The sequence below is a fragment of the Paenibacillus sp. sgz302191 genome (genome assembly GCF_057749925.1).
In genome coordinates, this window is the sequence record NZ_JBYLHY010000006.1 from 143,234 (window position 1) to 161,817 (window position 18,584).

Genomic DNA, 18,584 nt, shown 5'->3' on the forward strand with positions numbered 1-18,584 from the left:
CTGCAGCTGGCTCGTTTTTGCAGTATGGAGATATGCGCCGCACCGGTACGCGAGCAGCCGGCCGCAGCAAACCGTCCGCCCCCTCCTGCGGGCAGGAAGGGAGCAGCCAGAGCCTGGACGTGCTTACTCGCTCGGAACCGGGGATTGGCGGTGCACGGAGGCACCCAATCTGGTCAGCATAACCTCAATTCTATCATAACCTCTATCAATATGATGAATTTGCTCAACGATCGTCGTGCCGTGCGCAGCCAGACCGGCAATGACAAGAGCGGCGCCGGCGCGCAAATCCGTGGCCTCGACCGTCGCTCCGTAAAGCCTCGGAACGCCTCGGATAAAGGCCGAGCTCAGATCGACACGTATATCCGCCCCCATGCGGGACAGTTCGTCTACGTGCTTGAATCTGCCTTCAAAAATCGTTTCTTTCATGACGCTGAGTCCGTCGCCCAAAGAGAGCAAAACCATGACCTGGGATTGCAGGTCGGTCGGAAATGCGGGATACGGCGAGGTGACGATCCGTTCTACGGCTTTCGGCCTCGCAGGACAGCTCACATGTATTATATCACCGTCAATTGCGATTTGGATACCTGCGCGCTTCAGGACGTGAATCGCGGAGGTCAGATGGGCGGGGTTCACCCTTTCCAGGGTGACGCTTCCCCTTGTAGCGGCCGCAGCGACCAGAAACGTGCCGGCCACGATGCGGTCCGGGATAATGCGGTACGTGCAGGGCTCAAGCGTCTTGACTCCGCGAATCGTAATCGTGTCGGTGCCCGCCCCGATAATATCGGCGCCCATCGTGTTCAGAAAATTTTGCAAATCCTGGATTTCCGGTTCTCTGGCCGCATTGTAAATCGTTGTAGTGCCTTCGGCCAGCACGGCAGCCATCATAATATTTTCCGTGGCGCCTACGCTCGGGAAGTCAAGAACGATCTCGCTTCCCTGCAGCGAGCCGGCGGTGCATACGATTTTGTTGGCGGACTCTTCAATTCGGGCTCCAAGCGCTTGCAGACCTTTCAGATGCAAGTCGATCTTGCGTTCGCCGATGGCGCAGCCTCCGGGCTGGTACACGGTCACGCTGCCGAATCTGGCTAGTAGCGGACCCATCAAAAAGATGGAGGAGCGCATTTGCCCCATCAATTCTTCAGGGATATGGGAGGAATGAGCTGTGGATGTAAGAACGGTTACGGTATCGTCCTGCTGCTCGGCCCGGCAACCCAGGGCGCGGAGAATCCGCAGCATCGTATCGATATCCAGCAAATTGGGAACATTCGTCAACGTATGAGTACCGCTAGCTAAGATGCAGGCTGCTAAGATAGGTAATGCGGCGTTTTTAGCGCCGTGTATCTGGATGGCTCCCGAGAGAGGTTTTCCACCTTCGATAACGAGCTTCTCCAAAGTTCCACCTCCGATTTACCTCTCGCCCACCACCAAAACTTCCGGCACAAGCGATACTCCGTACTTGTTCAGTACGTCCCGCTGCACCTCCTGTATAAGGGCGAGAACATCCTCGGCTGTTGCGTTCCCGGTATTGACAATGAAATTGGCATGCAGAGCGGACACTTCCGCTCCGCCGACCCTCTTGCCTTTCAGGCCGGCCTCTTCGATCAGTTTGGCCGCAAAGCCCACTGGCGGATTGCGGAAAACACTGCCTGCGCAAGCCAATTGAAGCGGTTGAGTGCGAAGCCGGCGATCCCGGTACGCCGCCATGGCGCCGGCAATCTCCTTGCGGTCTCCGGCCTGCAGCTCGAAGACAGCTTCCGTTACGATGCCGGGCAGCGTATGCAGAATCGAATGCCGATACGCATACTGCAAATCCTCCGCCTGCATCGTTACCAATTCCCCTGTATCCAGAATCACATCAGCCTTCTTGAGTATGCGTGACACATCAGATCCATGGGCCCCTGCATTCATATAGACGGCGCCTCCCACAGTGCCGGGAATTCCTCCCGCGAACTCAAGCCCGGTTAACCCTTCTTTGGCAGCCAGAATCGATAGCTTGATGAACGAATACGAGGCGCCGGCGTATGCGGTAACGCCCTCGAAACGGAGCGTTTCCAGCTCGCTGCCCAGCTTGATGACGACCCCTCTGATGCCTTTATCCCTCACCAGCAGATTCGAACCGCGTCCGATGACCGTCCACGGGATGCCGCTGTCGTGCAAGGTCCGTATGGCGGCGGCAATCTGATCGATACTGCGGGGAATGACCAGCACGTCGGCAGGTCCTCCTATTTTCCAAGTCGTATAGGGGGCCAAACGTTCATTCGTTCGAATGTCATGAATGCCTGCTGCTTGCAAAGCCGAAATTAACTGCTGCATGGGAAACCTCCTTCACAGAACGCAGGGCGGAATTGTAAGATTCCAAATATACAAGCGGGCCGAAAATGGCCGGTTTCCGGAGCGTCGCGCTGTATAAAGCCGTTTGGTTTCTGTCACGGTTATAGTGTAGTTTATGTAAAATCGAAAGAGAGTGTGACAATCGCCTATTCATAATCCGTCAAAGTTATGAGGGTAAACTGTAAGTTTCAATCAGCCGGACGATCGCCTGGACCGCATCGGTCTCCTGGCGGGATTTCATCGCAGCCTTGTAATCGTCGCGCTTCGCGTACAGCGATTCGACCCGCTCTGCGAGCGAGTCCGCAGAAAGCTGCTCCTCGAACAGCACGTCGGCATAGCCGGCTTTTTGGAACGATTGCGCATTGAGGAGTTGATCTCCCCGGCTTGCCTGAAGCGTCAGCGGAATGAGCAGCATCGGTTTTTCCAATATTAAAAACTCATAGATCGAAGTAGCGCCCGCGCGGGAAATGACAAGCTCCGACATCGCCATCACATCCGGCAAATCCTCCGAAATGTACTCGAACTGCTTGTAGCCTCTCCGGCCCGCGAGGTCAGGGGCTATATGGCCTTTCCCGCAAATATGCACGATTTGAAAATGTTCCAGCAGCCGGGGCAAACTCTCCCTGACCGCATGATTGATCGCTTGCGAGCCCAAGCTTCCGCCCATGACCAGCACGACAGGCTTGCCGCTGTGGAAATCGCACAGATGGTATCCCCGGGAAGCTTTGCCGCCGCTGATCTGATCGCGGATCGGCAGGCCGGTCAGCACCGCTTTGGGTTCCCGCACATGCTTCAGCGACTCGGGGAACGTTACGCAAACTTTGGTCGCAAAAGGAATCGAAAGCTTGTTCGCCAAACCCGGCGTTATGTCCGACTCATGAATAATGACAGGAATCCGGTTCATCTTGCTGCCGAAAACGACGGGGACGGAAACGAACCCGCCCTTCGAAAAGACGATGGCGGGCTTGAGGCGGCGCAGCAGTCTATAAGACTCGTATACGCCCTTCACGACTTTAAAAGGATCTTTCAAGTTTTTCAAGTCAAAATATCTGCGAAGCTTTCCGGAGGAAATCGGATAAAAAGGAATGCCTTCCTTTTCGATGATATCCTTCTCGATGCCGGTCGCCGATCCGATGTAGCGGATCTCCCAGCCTAACCGCTTGAGCTTGGTCATCAGCGCAATGTTAGGCGTGACGTGCCCGGCCGAGCCGCCTCCGGTAAAGACGATCGTTTTCATGGTCATTCACCTCGAATAGCGGGATATGTTCAGCAAAATGCCGATCGAAGTCAACATCAGCGTCAGGGAGGAGCCTCCGGCGCTGATCAGCGGCAGCGTAATGCCGGTGACCGGAAACATGCCGATGACAACTCCGATATTGATAATCACCTGCACGGCGATCATGCCGATAATGCCGACAGCGATCAGACTGGCAAAGGTGTCTGGCGCGGTTAGCGCCGTCCTCATCCCTCTCCACACCAATATCGTGAACAGCAGCAGGACGAGCGTGCCGCCGATAAAGCCCAGTTCTTCCGCAATAATCGAGAAGATGAAATCCGTTTGAGGCTCGGGCAAATAGCTGTATTTTTGCCGGCTCATGCCGAGTCCCAGTCCGACCAGGCCCCCGGGCCCGATCGCATACAGCGATTGAATCGACTGGTAGCCGGCCCCGAGCGGATCCTGCCAAGGGTCAAGGAACGCGGTAATTCGCTTCAGGCGGTACGGCGCCGCAATGACGAGCCCGACAAAGCCGGCCACTCCGACCATGCCCAGGTAGGATAAGTGCAGCAGTCTGGCTCCGGACGTGTAAATGATCAGCAGAGAAGCGCCGACGAGGACGACTCCCGTCCCCAAGTCCGGCTGGAGCATGATCAGTCCGAAAGCAAGTCCCATAATGCCGAGCGGCGGCAAAAGCCCTTTCGTAAACAGCGTGATTTTCGACTGCTGATCCGAGAGCATTTTGGACAAAAAGAGAATCATGCCGATCTTCATAAATTCGGAAGGCTGAATGCCGAATGCGCCGATGCCGAGCCAGCTTCTGGCGCCCCCCCGGACAACCCCGATTCCCGGGATCAGCACGATGAGGAGCAGGCCGAAACAGACGAGCAGCGCGATGCGGGCATAATTTTTCCAAACCAAGTAATCCACATTCATCGTAAAAAACATGGCGGCAATGCCGAGAACGGCGAACAAGAGCTGCCTTTTCAAATAATACAGCGAGTCTCCGAATTCCCGGTAAGCAAGAACCGCACTGGCACTGTACACCATAATAACGCCGATTGTCAATAACAACAAGGTAGGAATAATAATCCATATATCCGGAGCGGACCGTGCTTTGCCCATACCAAACACCTCTTACGCAAGTGTAGTGGGCTTATCCGCCGAATATGGATAGGCCCTACTTAAAGGTTATGCACGGACTCCTTAAACATGCGTCCCCTGTCCTCATAGGATGGAAACATGTCCCAGCTGGCACAAGCCGGCGAAAGCAGCACGATGTCGCCCGCTTCGCTCATTTGCGAAGCAAGCCGTACCGCCTGGGATACCGCGTCCGCTGCATCTTTAGCAGTATCGACGCTTTTGACCCGGCTAATCCCTGCCAGCTCGGCGATGCGGTTAATTTTCTCCTTCGTCTGCCCCAACGTGACGAGGCCTTTCACCCGTTCGCGGAAAACCGGCAGCAGCTCCATGTAATCCGAGCCGCGGTCCAGCCCGCCGGCGATCAGCACAACCCCCCGGTCGAACGCCTCGATCGATTTGATCGAAGCCGCCGAGTTCGTCGCTTTCGAATTGTTGTAAAAGGTGACGCCGTTCAGCTCGCGCACAAACTCAAGCCGGTGCTCGACGCCCCTGAAGCTTCTGAGCACATCCGCAATCGCTTCCGGCTTCACGCCCGCCGTAATCGCCGCAGCGGCCGCAGCCAGCGCGTTTTCCACGTTGTAGCTTCCCGGAATGCCCATTTCTTTGGCCGGCAGAATCGTATGTATGACGCCTTCCCCATCCGAATATACGATCGTATCCGTGCGTGCGTCCAAATAGACGCCGAATGCGAGCGCTTCTTTCATCGAAAAAGGCAGCAGCTTCGCCTTCAGACCCGGAACCAGCGACCGGCACACCGGATCGTCCCAGTTCACAATAGCCGTATCCTGAACCGTCTGATTGGCAAAAAGCTTCGCTTTGGACGCGATATAGTCGTCCATCGAGCCATGGTAGTCCAAATGGGTTTCATATACGTTGAGCAGAAGGGCGATTTTCGGTCTGAAATCGACGGTTCCCTTTAACTGGAAGCTGCTCAGCTCCACAACGAGCCAGTCGGACCCGGTCACTTCCGGCGCAGCCTCGGTCAAAGCGCGGCCGATATTGCCCGCCACCACCGGCGAAAGACCGCCTGCGTCCAGCATTTGGCCGATCAGGGTCGTCGTCGTCGTCTTGCCGTTCGAGCCCGTAATGCCGATGATCGGCGCTTGAGAAATATGATAGGCGACCTCGACCTCGGTCACGACCTCGATGCCCAGCTCCCCGGCTATGCGGACCGGCGCCACGGTATACGGAATGCCCGGATTTTTCACTACGAGCGCCACGCCCTTATGGACGAGCGAGTCCGGATGATGCCCGCATACAACAGAAATACCCAGAGCCTCCAATTCATCGGCTTCAGGGCATGCGCTGCGCTCCTTTTTATCGTTCACTTGGACGATGGCTCCAAAGTGATGAAAAAGCTTAGCCGCAGCGACTCCGCTGCGAGCCAAGCCCAAAATAACGACTTCAAGTCCACGATATTCCCGCGGATGCTTCATGATCTATAACACCTCATTCATATATAATCCGAGCGCGGCAAGAACTAAGCCGACCACCCAGAATGTGATGACGACGCGCCATTCGGACCAGCCGACCAATTCGAAATGATGATGGATCGGCGCCATTTTGAAAACGCGCTTGCCTCTTGTCTTAAAGGATACCACTTGAATGACGACGGACAAAATCTCGACGAGAAACACGCCGCCGATGACCGCAAGCAGCAGCTCGGCTTTCGTCAGGATCGCTACCGCTACAAGCCCTCCGCCAATGCCGAGCGAACCCGTATCGCCCATGAACACTTTGGCCGGGTGGGCGTTGAATACGAGAAATCCGAGAACGGCGCCGACCATGGCTGCGGAGAAAATCGCCGCTTCCGGCTGCGTGTTGTTCATCGCGATGACCGTGTAGGCTCCGAAAGCGATGGCACTGGTACCCGCCAGCAGGCCGTCAAGACCGTCCGTGAAATTGACCGCGTTGGACGCGCCCAGCATCAGGATCGCCATCAGCGGGAAATACAGCCAGCCCAGGTTGAGATGAAATTCGATGAAAGGAACCAACAAGTCCGTGCTGTGGCCTTCCCTGACGAGCAGGAAGCAGACAATCGCCGAAATCAGCAGCTGTCCGAACAGCTTCTGTCTGGCCGTCAGCCCGAGAGAGCGCTTGAAAATGATTTTAATATAGTCGTCAAGAAAGCCGACGAGCCCATAGCCGAGCGAAGCGATCAGCAGGATGAGCAGATCGGTCGTTTTGTCGGCAAAGCGCAGCGTTGCCAGCGCCAGCGCGAGCAAAATGATCGTGCCGCCCATGGTCGGGGTCCCTTGTTTTTTGAGATGGCCTTGCGGACCGTCGGTACGGATTTGCTGGCCGAATTTCATCCGCCGCAAAATCGGAATAAAGAGCGGTCCCATGATGAGCGCGAGCACGAAGGCCACACCCATCGTCAATAATATTGCGTTTTCCACTTTGGTTCCTCCTGCTCGCTTCCCTAAAGGCAAGGGGCGATAAGCTTGAATATTTGCAATAAGTTTAGGATAGCAGGGCGTTCACGACCTGTTCAAGCCGCATGCCGCGCGAGCCTTTGACGAGCACCAAGTCGTCCGGCTGCACAAGCTCGGCGAGCTCGGCAGCGAGCAGCCGCTTGTCGTCGTAGGAGCGCACGCGTCCCTGCGGGTACGCCTTGGCGGCTTCCTCCGCGATCAAGCCGCCAAGCCGCCCGAACGTGAAGACGCCGTCGATGCGGTCGGGCGACAGCAGCGCGCCGATGCCGCGATGGAACTGCTCTTCCTGCTCGCCGAGCTCCAGCATGTCGCCGAGCACGACGAACTTGCGGCCGAAGCCGGTGAGCTGCTCGGCCAGCGCGATCGCCGCGCGCATCGACGCCGGGCTCGCGTTGTACGCATCGTTGAGCACGGTCAGCCCCGAGGCTGCCGTCAGCTTCTCGATGCGCATGCTGGTCATTTGCAGCGAGGCGAGGCCTGCTGCAACGGCCTCAGGCGGCACGCCGAACGATTCTCCGATCGCAATGGCGGCCAGCGCATTGATCACGTTGTGCGTGCCGAGCAGCGGGATGTACAATTCCGGGTAGTCCGGCCGGTTAATGGAGAAATGAGCCCCGTCCGCATCCATGCGGATGTGCGTCGGATGCAGGCCGCTTTGCTCGCTGCTGCCGAAGCGGATCGTCCGCAACCCTTCAGGCAGCGCACGCTCGGCCAGCGCCTGCTCGATCAGCGGCTCGTCTCCGTTATAGACGAACAGCGCGCCGTCCGGCATCCCGCTCACGATCTCGGCCTTCGCGCGGGCGATCTCCTCGCGTGTGCCGAGCTGGAGCAAATGCGACTCGCCGATCATCGTAATGATCGCCGCCTCCGGCTCGGCGAGCCTGGATAACAGCTCGATCTCGCCCCTGCCGCTCATGCCCATTTCCACGACGGCGAATTCGGTCGTTTCTTCCAGCTGCAGCAAGGTCAGCGGCAATCCGATATGATTATTGAAATTTCCTTTCGTCTTATGCACCTTGTATGTGCCGCCCAGCACGGACGCGACCAAATCTTTGGTCGTCGTTTTCCCGTTGCTGCCGGTAATGCCGACGATCCGCACCGGCAGCTGCTTGCGGTAAGCTTTGGCAAGCTGCTGAAGCGCAGCGAGCGTATCCTGCACGATGACAATCGGCATGCCCTCGGGCGGGTTCGGCCGGTCCGCCTGCCATAAAGCCGCAGCAGCGCCCCTGTCATAGGCTTCCGCCGCATAGGCGTGCCCGTCGAAGTGCTCGCCGATCAGCGGCACGAAGAGCGTTCCCGGCTGAATCGTCCGGGTATCCGTCGATACGCCCTGTATGCGCAAAGCCGCATCTCCCGCTCCGCCTTCCGCGAAGGCGGCATCCAGCATTTCCCTGATTTCCCCCAATGTACGACTGATCATTGCTTTCTTCCCCTTATCGCAGCCTTAGCCACCAAACGATCATCAAAATCATGCTTGACCCCCATGATATCCTGATACGTTTCGTGGCCTTTTCCCGCTATCAATACTACATCTTTGGGGCCTGCCCCTTCAATAGCCTTTTGTATCGCTTTTCTGCGATCCGCGATGAGCTCGTATTTATCGCTCGAATATCCGGCTTCCTCAAGCCCTGGAACGATATCCCGAAGAATTTCCTCGGGATCTTCCGTCCGCGGATTATCCGAGGTCACATATAAATAATCGCTGTATTTCGCCGTTACTTTGCCCATGAGCGGCCGCTTCGTACGGTCGCGGTCGCCGCCGCAGCCAAACAACGTAATGATGCGGCCTTCGGCAAACTCCCGAATCGCCGTCAGCGCGTTCTCCAGGCCGTCCGGCGTATGGGCGTAATCAACCAGGACCAAATAGTTCTGGCCTTCGATCACAGGCTCCATTCGCCCTTCCACGACGGCCACACTTTCCAAACTATTCCGGATTTGCTCAAGCGGAACGCCTTCCGCCAAAGTTGAGGCAATTGCCCCAAGCGCATTGTAAACGTTAAATTTGCCGAACAGCTTCATGCGGAACAGGGCCTCGCCGGCAAATGAAACGAGACGGAATTCCACGCCCTCCGCGGTCATTCGAATGTCGGTCGCCCGCACATCGCTTTCGCTATCGATGCCGTAGGTGACGACCTGCGCGGACGTCTGCTTGGCGAGATAGGCCGACGCCGGATCGTCCGCATTGAGCACCGCGTACTGCCTGCCGTTCGGATCGGCGGTAAATTCGTTGCCCAGCCTGGAAAAAAGCAGCCCTTTGGCGGCTTTGTAATTGTCCATCGTTTGGTGGTAATCCAAATGATCCTGCGTCAAATTCGTAAACAGGCCCGTGCGGAAACGAACCCCTTTGACTCTTCCCATATCCAGCCCGTGCGAAGATACTTCCATAATACAGTAATCGGTATGCTGATCCGCCATTTTTCTGAGAATGCGCTGAAGCTCCAAAGCTTCCTGGGTGTTGGTCGCCTTGTTCTCCGAATATTCCGCGCCGATTTTGATGTGAATGTTCCCCATCAAGCCTGTTTTATATCCTTGATCGCTCAAAATCCGCTCGATCAAATAAGTTGAAGTTGTCTTGCCGTTCGTCCCCGTCACTCCGATGACTTTCATGGAGCTTCCGGCGTACCCGTAAAAATGGGCCGACAATGCCGCCATGGCATACCTGGCGTCTTTTACGACCAATTGAGGCACCGGCAGGTCCAACGCTCTCTCCGTAACGAGCGCCGCAGCCCCCAGCTCTACGGCTTTGGGGGCAAAATCATGGCCGTCCGCGGCCAGTCCCGGGATACAAAGAAACAAATCGCCCGCGTGCACTTTGCGCGAATCGGACTCGATGCCGGTAATCTCCGTATTGCCATCTCCGTGTATATGGGCAACGAGCAGTGCGGAAGCAAGCTCTTTCAGTCTCATCGGCAAACCCTCCCGTTTTAAACAAAATCGCAATCGTATCTATTATGGACAATTTTATGCGCCGAGAAAAGCAAAACATGTCTGCGGCCCATCTTTTTTTCGCAAGTAAAGGAAATTTATTGCTGCGGCGGTTCGCTGTTCGACAAAAAAATGCGGATCGTCGATCCTTGTTCGACCCTGGCGCCCGGTTTCGGTGCTTGGCTCATCACGTATTTGCCGTTCCCCGACTTCGCCAGCTTGAAGTTCATGTTCAAATCTTCATAAATGTCTTCGACCGTAGCGCCAATCAAATTGGGCACTTCGACGACCGGCGTTTCTCCGTAGCGATAATCGCGGTCCAATTGCTGCTTGCTGGGCTCAACTTTCATGTAGCGCAGAGCGTCCGCCATCATGTTTCTGACCAGCGGAGCGGCGATCAGACCGCCGAACTGAATGCCCTGCGGATCGTCTACGGCAGCGTACACGACGATGCGCGGATTGTCGGCCGGAGCGAAGCCGATGAACGAAACGATATGCTCATCCGGCGAATAGCGGCCGTTCACTACTTTTTGCGCCGTACCGGTTTTGCCGCCGACCCGGTATCCGTCGATGAACGCATTGCGGCCCGTTCCTTTGGCGACTACGCTTTCCAGCGCCTCGCGCACCTGCTTGGACGTATTTTCCGATATGACGTTGCGCACCAGCTCGGGTTCGATCACATCTACAACCTCTCCGGTTTCCGGGTTGGAGAACGATCTGGCGACATGGGGCTTGAACAGCTTGCCCCCGTTGATTGCCGCCGAGACGGCCGCAATTTGCTGAATCGGCGTCACCGAAACCCCTTGCCCGAATGAGGTTGTGGCCAGTTCCACCGGACCGACCTGCGAAGGCTTGAACAGGATTCCGTTCTCTTCCCCGCCCAGATCGATGCCCGTTTTTTTGCCGAAGCCGAATTTCGAAATGTAGTCGAACAGCTTCTCTTTTCCGAGGCGCTGCCCCATCACGACGAATCCCGGGTTGCAGGAATTTTCGACAACTTGCAAAAACGTCTCGCTGCCGTGCCCGCCCCGTTTCCAGCAGCGCAGCCTCGCCCCTCCCACTTCGATGAAGCCGGGGTCGTAAAAACCTTCGTTCTTTAAATCTACCTTTTTCTCCTCTAACGCAGCTGCCAGCGTAATAATTTTAAACGTGGAACCGGGCTCGTACGTTTTCCATATCGGCAGGTTCCGGTTATACGTCTCGGACGCGTATTCTTTATAATTGCCGGGCTCATAGGTCGGTCTGCTGCCCATCGCCAGTATTTCCCCATTGTTCGGGTCCATCATGATTGCCAGCACGTTTTGCGGCTGGTACTGCAGCATCGTCTGGTCAAGCTCCCGCTCCATAATGGACTGCAAGTGGCTGTCGATCGTCAGCTGCAGGTTCAGGCCGTCTTTGGGCTTCACATACTCGTCCGTCGTGCCTTCCAGCTGCCTTCCCGCCGCATCGGCCATGTAGGAAATGCTGCCGGGAATGCCGTTCAAATATTTGTTGTACTTGGCTTCTACACCGGTCAATCCTTCGTTATATGCGTTTGTAAACCCGAGTATATGGGCGGCCAGCGTGCCGAACGGATAATAACGCTTGTTATCTTCCGCGACGACGATGCCGGGCAGCTTCAAATTGCGGATTTCCTGCGCTTTTTCAACTGTAATTTTGCGGCCTGTAGGCTTAATTTCGTTAATTCTCGCCCGCTTGGTCATCTGCTTGTAGATTTCGTCCTCATTGCCCTGCAGCATTTCCGCCAGCTTCCCGGCGACAGTCCGGGCGTCCTTCAGCTGTACGGGAATCGCCATCACCGACGGCGTGCTGACATTGTAGGTGAGCGCGACGCCGTTCCGGTCGAGAATCTCGCCCCTCTTCGGTGCGAACGGAATATCCCTCCGCCAACTGTTCTCCGCCTTTTCCGCCAAATCCGGGCCCATCCATATTTGTACGTAAGCCAGACGCAGGATGAGCGCTGAGAAAATGACCGTTCCGATAATGAGCGCTGCAAACAGTCTGCGACGAACGGTAACGTTGGATACGCGCATGTGCGTTCGCTCCCCCTTCCAAACAAGTCAAGATCGTTCATATCATGACTATTCGGGACAAACTGGGGTTAGAACAAGCTATCCGTCACTGCGTTTTTTTCGCCGCACCGTTTTTCGCAGCCGTATCCGATTTTTTGCCATTGTCCTTATCTTTCGCATTCGGCCCCGGCGATGGCGACGGAGATGGTGACGGCGGTGAAGCCGTTTCGCCTAGCGGTTGGAGCTGCAAGGTTACCGTGCGCGAATCCCCTTCTCCCGCCACCGATTGATCCGTTACGTAGCCTTCTCCCGAAGTTTGGCAGTTCAGCTTGAGAAATGAGCAGGCTTCCATCGCATCGCGCAGCGACCTGCCTTTAAAGCTGGGAACAGGCAAAGAATCAAGCGGCTGCATAGCTACATAAATTCGTTGGGTCGACAAAATTTCAGTACCGGCCCGCGGAAATTGTTCGATCACCTGGCTGCCTTTGCCGAACACTTCGAGCTTCAAATTCAGCTCCTTGGCTTTGTCGGTTACGATGTCCTGCGCCGCATCCACGAGATCCGGCATCGTCATCTTGTTCGCTTCCTGCGTCACGACTTTCGTCTGCTTGGTCGAGGCAACGCCCATGTACTGCAGAGACTCGGTCGCGATTTCTTTGAACGCCGGAGCGAGCACCTGACCGCCCAAGTGGTAGTTCCCGCCAAGGTCCGGCTGGTCGGCAATCAGCGTAATCAAAATCTTCGGATTTTCAACCGGCGCATAGCCGATAAACGAAATGACCCATGTATTGGTGGAATACGTTTTGTCACCGGGCAAAACGATGTTTGCCGTTCCTGTTTTCCCGGCGACCCGATACCCCTCCATGTATGCCAGCTTGCCTGTACCGATATCCTGGTCGGAAACGACCTGCTCCAAATATCCGGTCACCTGCTTGGCGGTTTGCTCGGTTACAACCTGGCTGACTACTTTGGGGGCAAAAGACTGAATGGCATCGCCCGTCTTCGGGTCGACGATATCTTTGACGACATGCGGCCACATCAGCTTGCCGCCGTTGGCCATCGCCGCATACGCGGCAGTTTGCTGAATCGCGGTCACAACGACCTTGCCCTGCCCGTAAGTCGCCGTTGCGTACTCAGGGCCGTACTTCATGGCGATCAAGCCCGACACCTCGTTCGGCAGATCGATATTCGTCTTTTTATCGAACCCGAACCTCTTAATATAGTCATCGAGCCGTTCCCTTCCCAGCATTTCATAGCCAAGCTTAACGAATGCCACGTTACTGGAACGTTTCAAACCGTCCAGAAAAGTTATTTTCCCCCATCCTACGCGGTTATGGTCATGAAGCTCCCTGTCTTCGACACGTATGGCACCTGATTGATATGTAGCGTTCGGGTTAAACAAGCCTTCCTGCACCGTGCCGGCGAGAGTGACGATTTTGAACGTGGAACCGGGCTCGTAACGGGAAGCGATGGCGTTGTTTTTAAAATCGTTCTGGTCCTTGAACGTCCAGTACTTGTTCGGATTGAACGTCGGTAAATTAGCCATTCCAAGTATTTCCATCGTTTGTGGGTCGACCGCGATAGCCGTCAAGCTTTTAGGATGCCATTTTTCGTTCACTTTGGCAAGTGCGGTTTCCATATAGTACTGGATGTTTTTATCGATCGTCAGCCTGACGTTTTTGCCGTCCTCGGCGGGTTTAAAGTTGATTTTGGAATCGGGAAGCTCGACGCCCTTCGGATCGGTTTCGTGCTTCATCATGCCGGGAACCCCTTTGAGGATATCGTCGAGATTGGCTTCCAGCCCCATCGAAGCGGCTCCCTCTTTGTTCGTATAGCCGAGCACATGGGAAGCGAGCGTTTCTCCTGGATAATAGCGTTTCTTGTCCTCGAGGAGGTAGATGCCGACGTTATCTTTCGGTTTCTTATCCAGTTTGGTTTGCAGCGAGGCGATCAGTTTTTGCACGGCGTCCGCTTTATCTTTTTCGATTTTCCAGCCTTCGCTGCGAACCTCCACATTTTTTGCAAACGTGCCGTTATCTCTTTTTCTCGTAGCCATGTCACGGATTTTAGCAACCAAAGCTGCTTTGCCATCGTCCGACTCTTTTAAAATATCAGCCAGCCCTTGCGCGACGTCGTCCGAAATGTTATAAAGATTGATAATTTCCGGGTTCAGCGAAACGGTATATGCGGTCGCATCTACAGCCAGCACTTTATCGTTGCGGTCGAGAATTTCGCCTCTGGCCGGCGTGATCACTTTATCTTTTTCCCAAATTTTCTCCGCCTTACTTGTCAGCCACGCCGCATCTACGACTTGAATCCAATAGATTTTCGCGATGAGAACAACAAAAAAAAGGGTAAAGAACCCCCCGATCAAAAATGAGCGAATTTTAATTTTTTTCGTCATCATGTCATCCCCGCCCGTTTATGGATTGTAGGCCACTTTGTTTTTTTTGTCGGTTGAGGCGGGCGTTTTTCCTTTTTGGGCGGCCGATTGGCCTGCCGGTATATCATCTTGCGGCTTCAGCCCGAGGCGCGAAGCCTCCGTTTTCAAACGGTCGGGACTTTGCAGCATCTCCACTTCCTGCTTGAGCGCGCTGTTTTCCGCCTGAATTTGACGAATCTCGTTTTGCATTTTCAAAATGCTTGCATTCATTTGATAAATGGTTGCATACCGCCAAATGATAACTCCGGCGACGATGACACAGAGCACAACCGTAAACAAATACAGCATTTTCTCCTGAACCGGCAGCGATTTGGCGCGGTACACAACTTTCGTCGTTTCTTTGATTTTGACTTTAGGCGTCCGTTTCGGGTCTAGAGCGAGGTTCCCTTGAATGTAGGAAGGCATGTCATGTTTCCTCCTTTGGTATCATAGCTTTTCTGCAATGCGCAGTTTCGCCGATCTGGCCCGCTGGTTGGTTTCAAGTTCCTGTTCTCCCGGGATTATCGGCTTACGATTCACTAATTTGACAACTCCGACGCTTCCGCATACACATATCGGGAAATCTGACGGACATGTGCATTTTTCAACATTTTTCGCAAAAATTTGCTTGCATATTCGGTCTTCCAGCGAGTGGAACGTGATGACGGCTACTCTTCCTTGCGGCGCGAGACAGCGGATGGACTGCTCCAACGCTTCTTCAAAAGCGCCCAATTCGTCATTGACGGCGATGCGAAGCGCCTGAAAGCTCCTTTTGGCGGGATGCCCGCCGGTTCGGCGCGCCGCTGCCGGGATGCCTTCCTTGATCAGCTCCACCAATTCCCCGGTCGTTGCGATCGGCTGCTTGGCCCGCGCTTGCACGATATTGGCGGCGATGCGGCGCGAAAACTTCTCCTCGCCGTACTCATACAATATTTTCGCGATTCGATCTTCCGGCCACTCGTTGACAATCGTTTTCGCGCTCAGCTCCGTCCGCCGGTCCATCCTCATATCGAGCTCGGCATCTTGATGGTAGCTGAAGCCGCGTTCGGCGTCATCCAGCTGCGGAGAGGATACGCCCAGATCGAAAAGAATGCCGTCGACCTGCGGTTTCCCGTCGCGAACCGCCCTGGGCTCGTCCATAAGCACCCGCTCCAATTCGCGAAAATTGCTTTTTACGATTTTCACGCGGTCTCCATAAGGAGCAAGCACTGTCCGGGCGTTCGCCAGCGCCACATCGTCCTGATCCAGCGCGATCAAAAGCCCATCGGGGCCGAGTTTGGACGCAATCAGAGCACTGTGGCCGGCTCCCCCCATCGTGCAATCCACGTATACGCCGCCTGGCTTTATATGTAATCCTTCAACAGATTCTTCCTTTAATACCGTCACATGATGAAACACTTGGTGTCCTCCTAAGAGTTTTCCGAAGGAAAACTTTCTTCGTAAGCGTCTGCCCCTTCCGGCTACAGATCAAAATTAAAATCCACCAGCTTTTCGGCGATTTCATTGAATGACTGCTCGGATTCACTGGAATAGCTTTCCCAAATTTGCTTGCTCCAAATCTCAACCCGGCTGGACACGCCGATGACGACGCAATCTTTTTCCAGCTTGGCATGTTCGACCAGATTACCGGGAATATTCGCTCTTCCTTGTTTATCAAGATCGCACTCCGTCGCCCCGGAAAAAAAGAAGCGGGTGAATGCGCGCGCATCTGACTTCATTAGCGGCAGCGCCTTCAGCTTCTGCTCCAGCACAGCCCATTCCGACCTCGGATATACAAACAAACATTGGTCCAAGCCGCGGGTGATAACAAAGGATTCGCCGAGCGCTTCGCGAAATTTTGCCGGGATAATGATCCGGCCCTTTTCGTCAATGCTATGCTGGTGTTCCCCCATGAACATAGCATGGCGCCCCCTTTCCCTCCACTTTGTACCACTTTCCACCACTTTTATATGTCTATTCGCCAAAAATGCAAAAAATCCTGCTAAAGACGCAGGATTTCCGAAAATTTTATTTCTGTTTTCAACTATGGACCGTCCTTGGATTCCGTATCTTCGCTTTGGGATGTCGTAATGGCTGTGTTTTGTTCTTTAAATTGATTCCTCATCTCAAGCAGTTTCCTGTTTCTTTTGCGTCTTACCAGACATAGCGGGATCGCGACGATCGCGAGTATGACGATAATCGGCAGCGCAGCCGCCAAAAACACCAATACTCCCTGAAGCACCGCAGCCAGCACATTCAAGCTGGAATTCCACGCTTTTTGCAGACGGTCGCCCAGCGTCAGCTTGTTCGGATCGGACAGCAGCGGCTTGTTTCCGCTCTGTTGATACATGCGCAGCTCAATGGTCGAGTACGCTACATTTTGATCCAAATATCTGATGCGGCCTTTGATTCGCTCGATTTCTTCCTGCACTTTGGAAAGCTCGTTGGAAAAAGCGAGCAGCTCATCGGTTTTGGTCGCTTTTTCCATAAAGCTCAGCAGCCTCGATTCCACGACCTGCTTCGCCTTCAGGCGGGAATTCAAATCGACGTATTCCTCCGTTACATCCTGCCCCTGCACGTTGCGCTGTATCGAAGGGCTGATTTTTTCCAATCCGTCCAGCAAGGAGACGAATCCGCCGGCAGCGACCTTAATCGTAAAAGTCCCGCCGCGCTCCCCCGTACTCGCGTTTTCCGAAAACTGTAAAATGTAACCTCCGCTTAACGCGACCAAATTCCTCAGCTGCGTCTGCGCCTCGCTGTAATTCTCGACAGGCATGACCAGATTGGCGCGATAGATGAGCTTCCGGCTAAAACTATCACTCCCGTCCGCTCCATCCGACGGAGCGATCGCAATCGGCGCAGGTTTTTCTTCCGCCTGAGCTTTTGCCGGCTCTTGCGCCGTTTTGCCGCTTGGAGCGGCACCGGCTGCCGCGGAAGCAGACTCTGCGCGTTGGTCCGCCGCTTTCATCGACTTATCAGCCGTGGCACCGCTCGTCTGCACATCCATTTTAGCCTCTCCGCCGGCAGCTGACGAGTTCTTTTCGCTTGCCGCGCTGCAGCCGTTCAGCACCGCCGCCAGCAGCAAAAAGCTCAGCGCAAGCAGCGCCATGCGCCTTCCCCTACCCGCTTTTCCCCCGTGATGCGTTCTTTGTGCGGATTGCAAGTTCTGCACCATGTTCATCGCCCCTTTTCCATATATAGGTGACACACCCTATAAACGGGCACCGACCTGGAAAAGTTGCGATGGGAAGGCTGCTTTGGGTGGAAGAAGAAGCAGCTTAGAGCGGAAGGAGCGGCTGCTTTGGGCGGATGGGCGCGGCTAGAGTTGTGGTCGACCGACCGCAACACCGCGCGCTGAGAGCTGCGCGTGGTGCTGATGGGGCGCAGCTAGAACGGATGGGGTGACAGCTAGTGCTGATGGGTGCGGATGAAGCTGATGGCCCCCCCTTATTTTTACCCAAACGTTTCGTTTAGCTGACACAAGATGGCGTAGGTGGTCATGGAGCGGTTGCGCAAACGAAAAGCCTGCGAAAGTGCAGGCTTTTTCGGGTAAAATGGTTCATTTGGAGGAAAAGCCTGCAATTATGCAGGAATTTCCGGTTAAAACGCGTCTGAGCTCGTGCAGCAGCTGGAAAGCCTGCACATTTGCAGGAATTTTTCGCTGAAAGCGTAGCCGCGGACAAAAAACTGCACTTTTGCAGGCTTTTTTCGCGCTGCCAAGAAGCAGAAGCACGATATGCTGCTGTGAACGCAGCCTTGAACAACAGCGAGGCGCAGCTAGTGCGGATGGGGCGCAGATGGAGCTGATTGCGTGCAGCTAGAGTTGTAGTCGTCCAGCCGCCATCATGCAGCGCAACACCGCGCGCTGTGAACGCAGCTTGAACAAAAGCGGGCAACTCCCGCCACACGGCGCCGCATGGCCTGACGGTAACCGCCGCGCACTGACCCCTGCCCCTGCCCCTGCCCTTGCCCCTGCCACCGCCCCCGCTTCACGCAGCCTTTCCTCGCTAAAGGAAACGGCTGCGCAGCGTCAATCAGGCTTGCATCCCGTTCCAGGAGCGGCACCCGCCCCGAAAAAAATGCAAAAAAACCCGAGCAGACAACATTCGTCCCCTCGGGCC

The 18,584-nt window shown here is 55.1% G+C and carries 14 protein-coding genes; all 14 read right to left on the reverse strand.

The genetic code is table 11. The annotated features are described in order from the left end of the window. Positions 1-123: 123 nt before the first annotated feature. The 14 genes from murA to AC3G2T_RS11010 all read right to left on the reverse strand — a co-directional run bounded on the left by murA (position 124) and on the right by AC3G2T_RS11010 (position 17,638). Positions 124-1,392 carry a UDP-N-acetylglucosamine 1-carboxyvinyltransferase gene (gene murA, locus AC3G2T_RS10945; protein WP_474684432.1) on the reverse strand — a complete coding sequence of 423 codons (1,269 nt, stop codon included), beginning with the start codon at positions 1,390-1,392 and terminating at the stop codon, positions 124-126. A gap of 15 nt (positions 1,393-1,407) precedes the next feature. Beyond that, complete coding sequence (gene murB / locus AC3G2T_RS10950; protein ID WP_488435456.1) at positions 1,408-2,313, reverse strand: UDP-N-acetylmuramate dehydrogenase; 906 nt, start codon at positions 2,311-2,313, stop codon at positions 1,408-1,410. A gap of 184 nt (positions 2,314-2,497) precedes the next feature. Then, a complete protein-coding gene (murG, locus tag AC3G2T_RS10955) occupies positions 2,498-3,568 on the reverse strand; it encodes an undecaprenyldiphospho-muramoylpentapeptide beta-N-acetylglucosaminyltransferase (RefSeq protein WP_474684434.1) in 1,071 nt (356 codons plus the stop codon). Between the two features lie 6 nt (positions 3,569-3,574). Then, entirely contained in the window at positions 3,575-4,672 is a 1,098-nt protein-coding gene (gene spoVE / locus AC3G2T_RS10960) for a stage V sporulation protein E (RefSeq protein ID WP_488435457.1), read from the reverse strand. 59 nt (positions 4,673-4,731) lie between these two features. Then, complete coding sequence (gene murD / locus AC3G2T_RS10965) at positions 4,732-6,126, reverse strand: UDP-N-acetylmuramoyl-L-alanine--D-glutamate ligase (RefSeq protein ID WP_488435458.1); 1,395 nt, start codon at positions 6,124-6,126, stop codon at positions 4,732-4,734. Between the two features lie 3 nt (positions 6,127-6,129). Then, positions 6,130-7,065 (reverse strand): phospho-N-acetylmuramoyl-pentapeptide-transferase, encoded by a 936-nt coding sequence (gene mraY, locus AC3G2T_RS10970; protein ID WP_474684514.1) that lies wholly within the window; start codon positions 7,063-7,065, stop codon positions 6,130-6,132. Positions 7,066-7,153: 88 nt separating this feature from the next. Further along, positions 7,154-8,545 (reverse strand): UDP-N-acetylmuramoyl-tripeptide--D-alanyl-D-alanine ligase, encoded by a 1,392-nt coding sequence (locus AC3G2T_RS10975; RefSeq protein WP_488435459.1) that lies wholly within the window; start codon positions 8,543-8,545, stop codon positions 7,154-7,156. Beyond that, positions 8,542-10,032, reverse strand: a complete 1,491-nt coding sequence (locus AC3G2T_RS10980; RefSeq protein ID WP_488435460.1) for a UDP-N-acetylmuramoyl-L-alanyl-D-glutamate--2,6-diaminopimelate ligase — start codon at positions 10,030-10,032, stop codon at positions 8,542-8,544. The genes AC3G2T_RS10975 and AC3G2T_RS10980 overlap by 4 nt, the downstream gene beginning before the upstream one ends. 116 nt (positions 10,033-10,148) lie before the next feature. Beyond that, complete coding sequence (locus tag AC3G2T_RS10985; protein WP_488435461.1) at positions 10,149-12,083, reverse strand: stage V sporulation protein D; 1,935 nt, start codon at positions 12,081-12,083, stop codon at positions 10,149-10,151. Between the two features lie 85 nt (positions 12,084-12,168). Continuing rightward, positions 12,169-14,469 (reverse strand): penicillin-binding transpeptidase domain-containing protein, encoded by a 2,301-nt coding sequence (locus tag AC3G2T_RS10990; protein WP_488435462.1) that lies wholly within the window; start codon positions 14,467-14,469, stop codon positions 12,169-12,171. Between the two features lie 15 nt (positions 14,470-14,484). Then, positions 14,485-14,910 carry a cell division protein FtsL gene (gene ftsL, locus AC3G2T_RS10995; RefSeq protein WP_474684441.1) on the reverse strand — a complete coding sequence of 142 codons (426 nt, stop codon included), beginning with the start codon at positions 14,908-14,910 and terminating at the stop codon, positions 14,485-14,487. Between the two features lie 21 nt (positions 14,911-14,931). Further along, positions 14,932-15,882, reverse strand: coding sequence for a 16S rRNA (cytosine(1402)-N(4))-methyltransferase RsmH (rsmH, locus tag AC3G2T_RS11000; RefSeq protein ID WP_488435463.1), 951 nt, complete (start codon positions 15,880-15,882; stop codon positions 14,932-14,934). Positions 15,883-15,944: 62 nt separating this feature from the next. Beyond that, on the reverse strand, positions 15,945-16,382 hold the full coding sequence (gene mraZ / locus AC3G2T_RS11005) for a division/cell wall cluster transcriptional repressor MraZ (RefSeq protein ID WP_474684443.1): 438 nt from the start codon (positions 16,380-16,382) through the stop codon (positions 15,945-15,947). A 125-nt stretch (positions 16,383-16,507) separates the two neighbouring features. Next, positions 16,508-17,638 carry a DUF4349 domain-containing protein gene (locus tag AC3G2T_RS11010; RefSeq protein WP_488435464.1) on the reverse strand — a complete coding sequence of 377 codons (1,131 nt, stop codon included), beginning with the start codon at positions 17,636-17,638 and terminating at the stop codon, positions 16,508-16,510. Positions 17,639-18,584 lie beyond the last annotated feature (946 nt).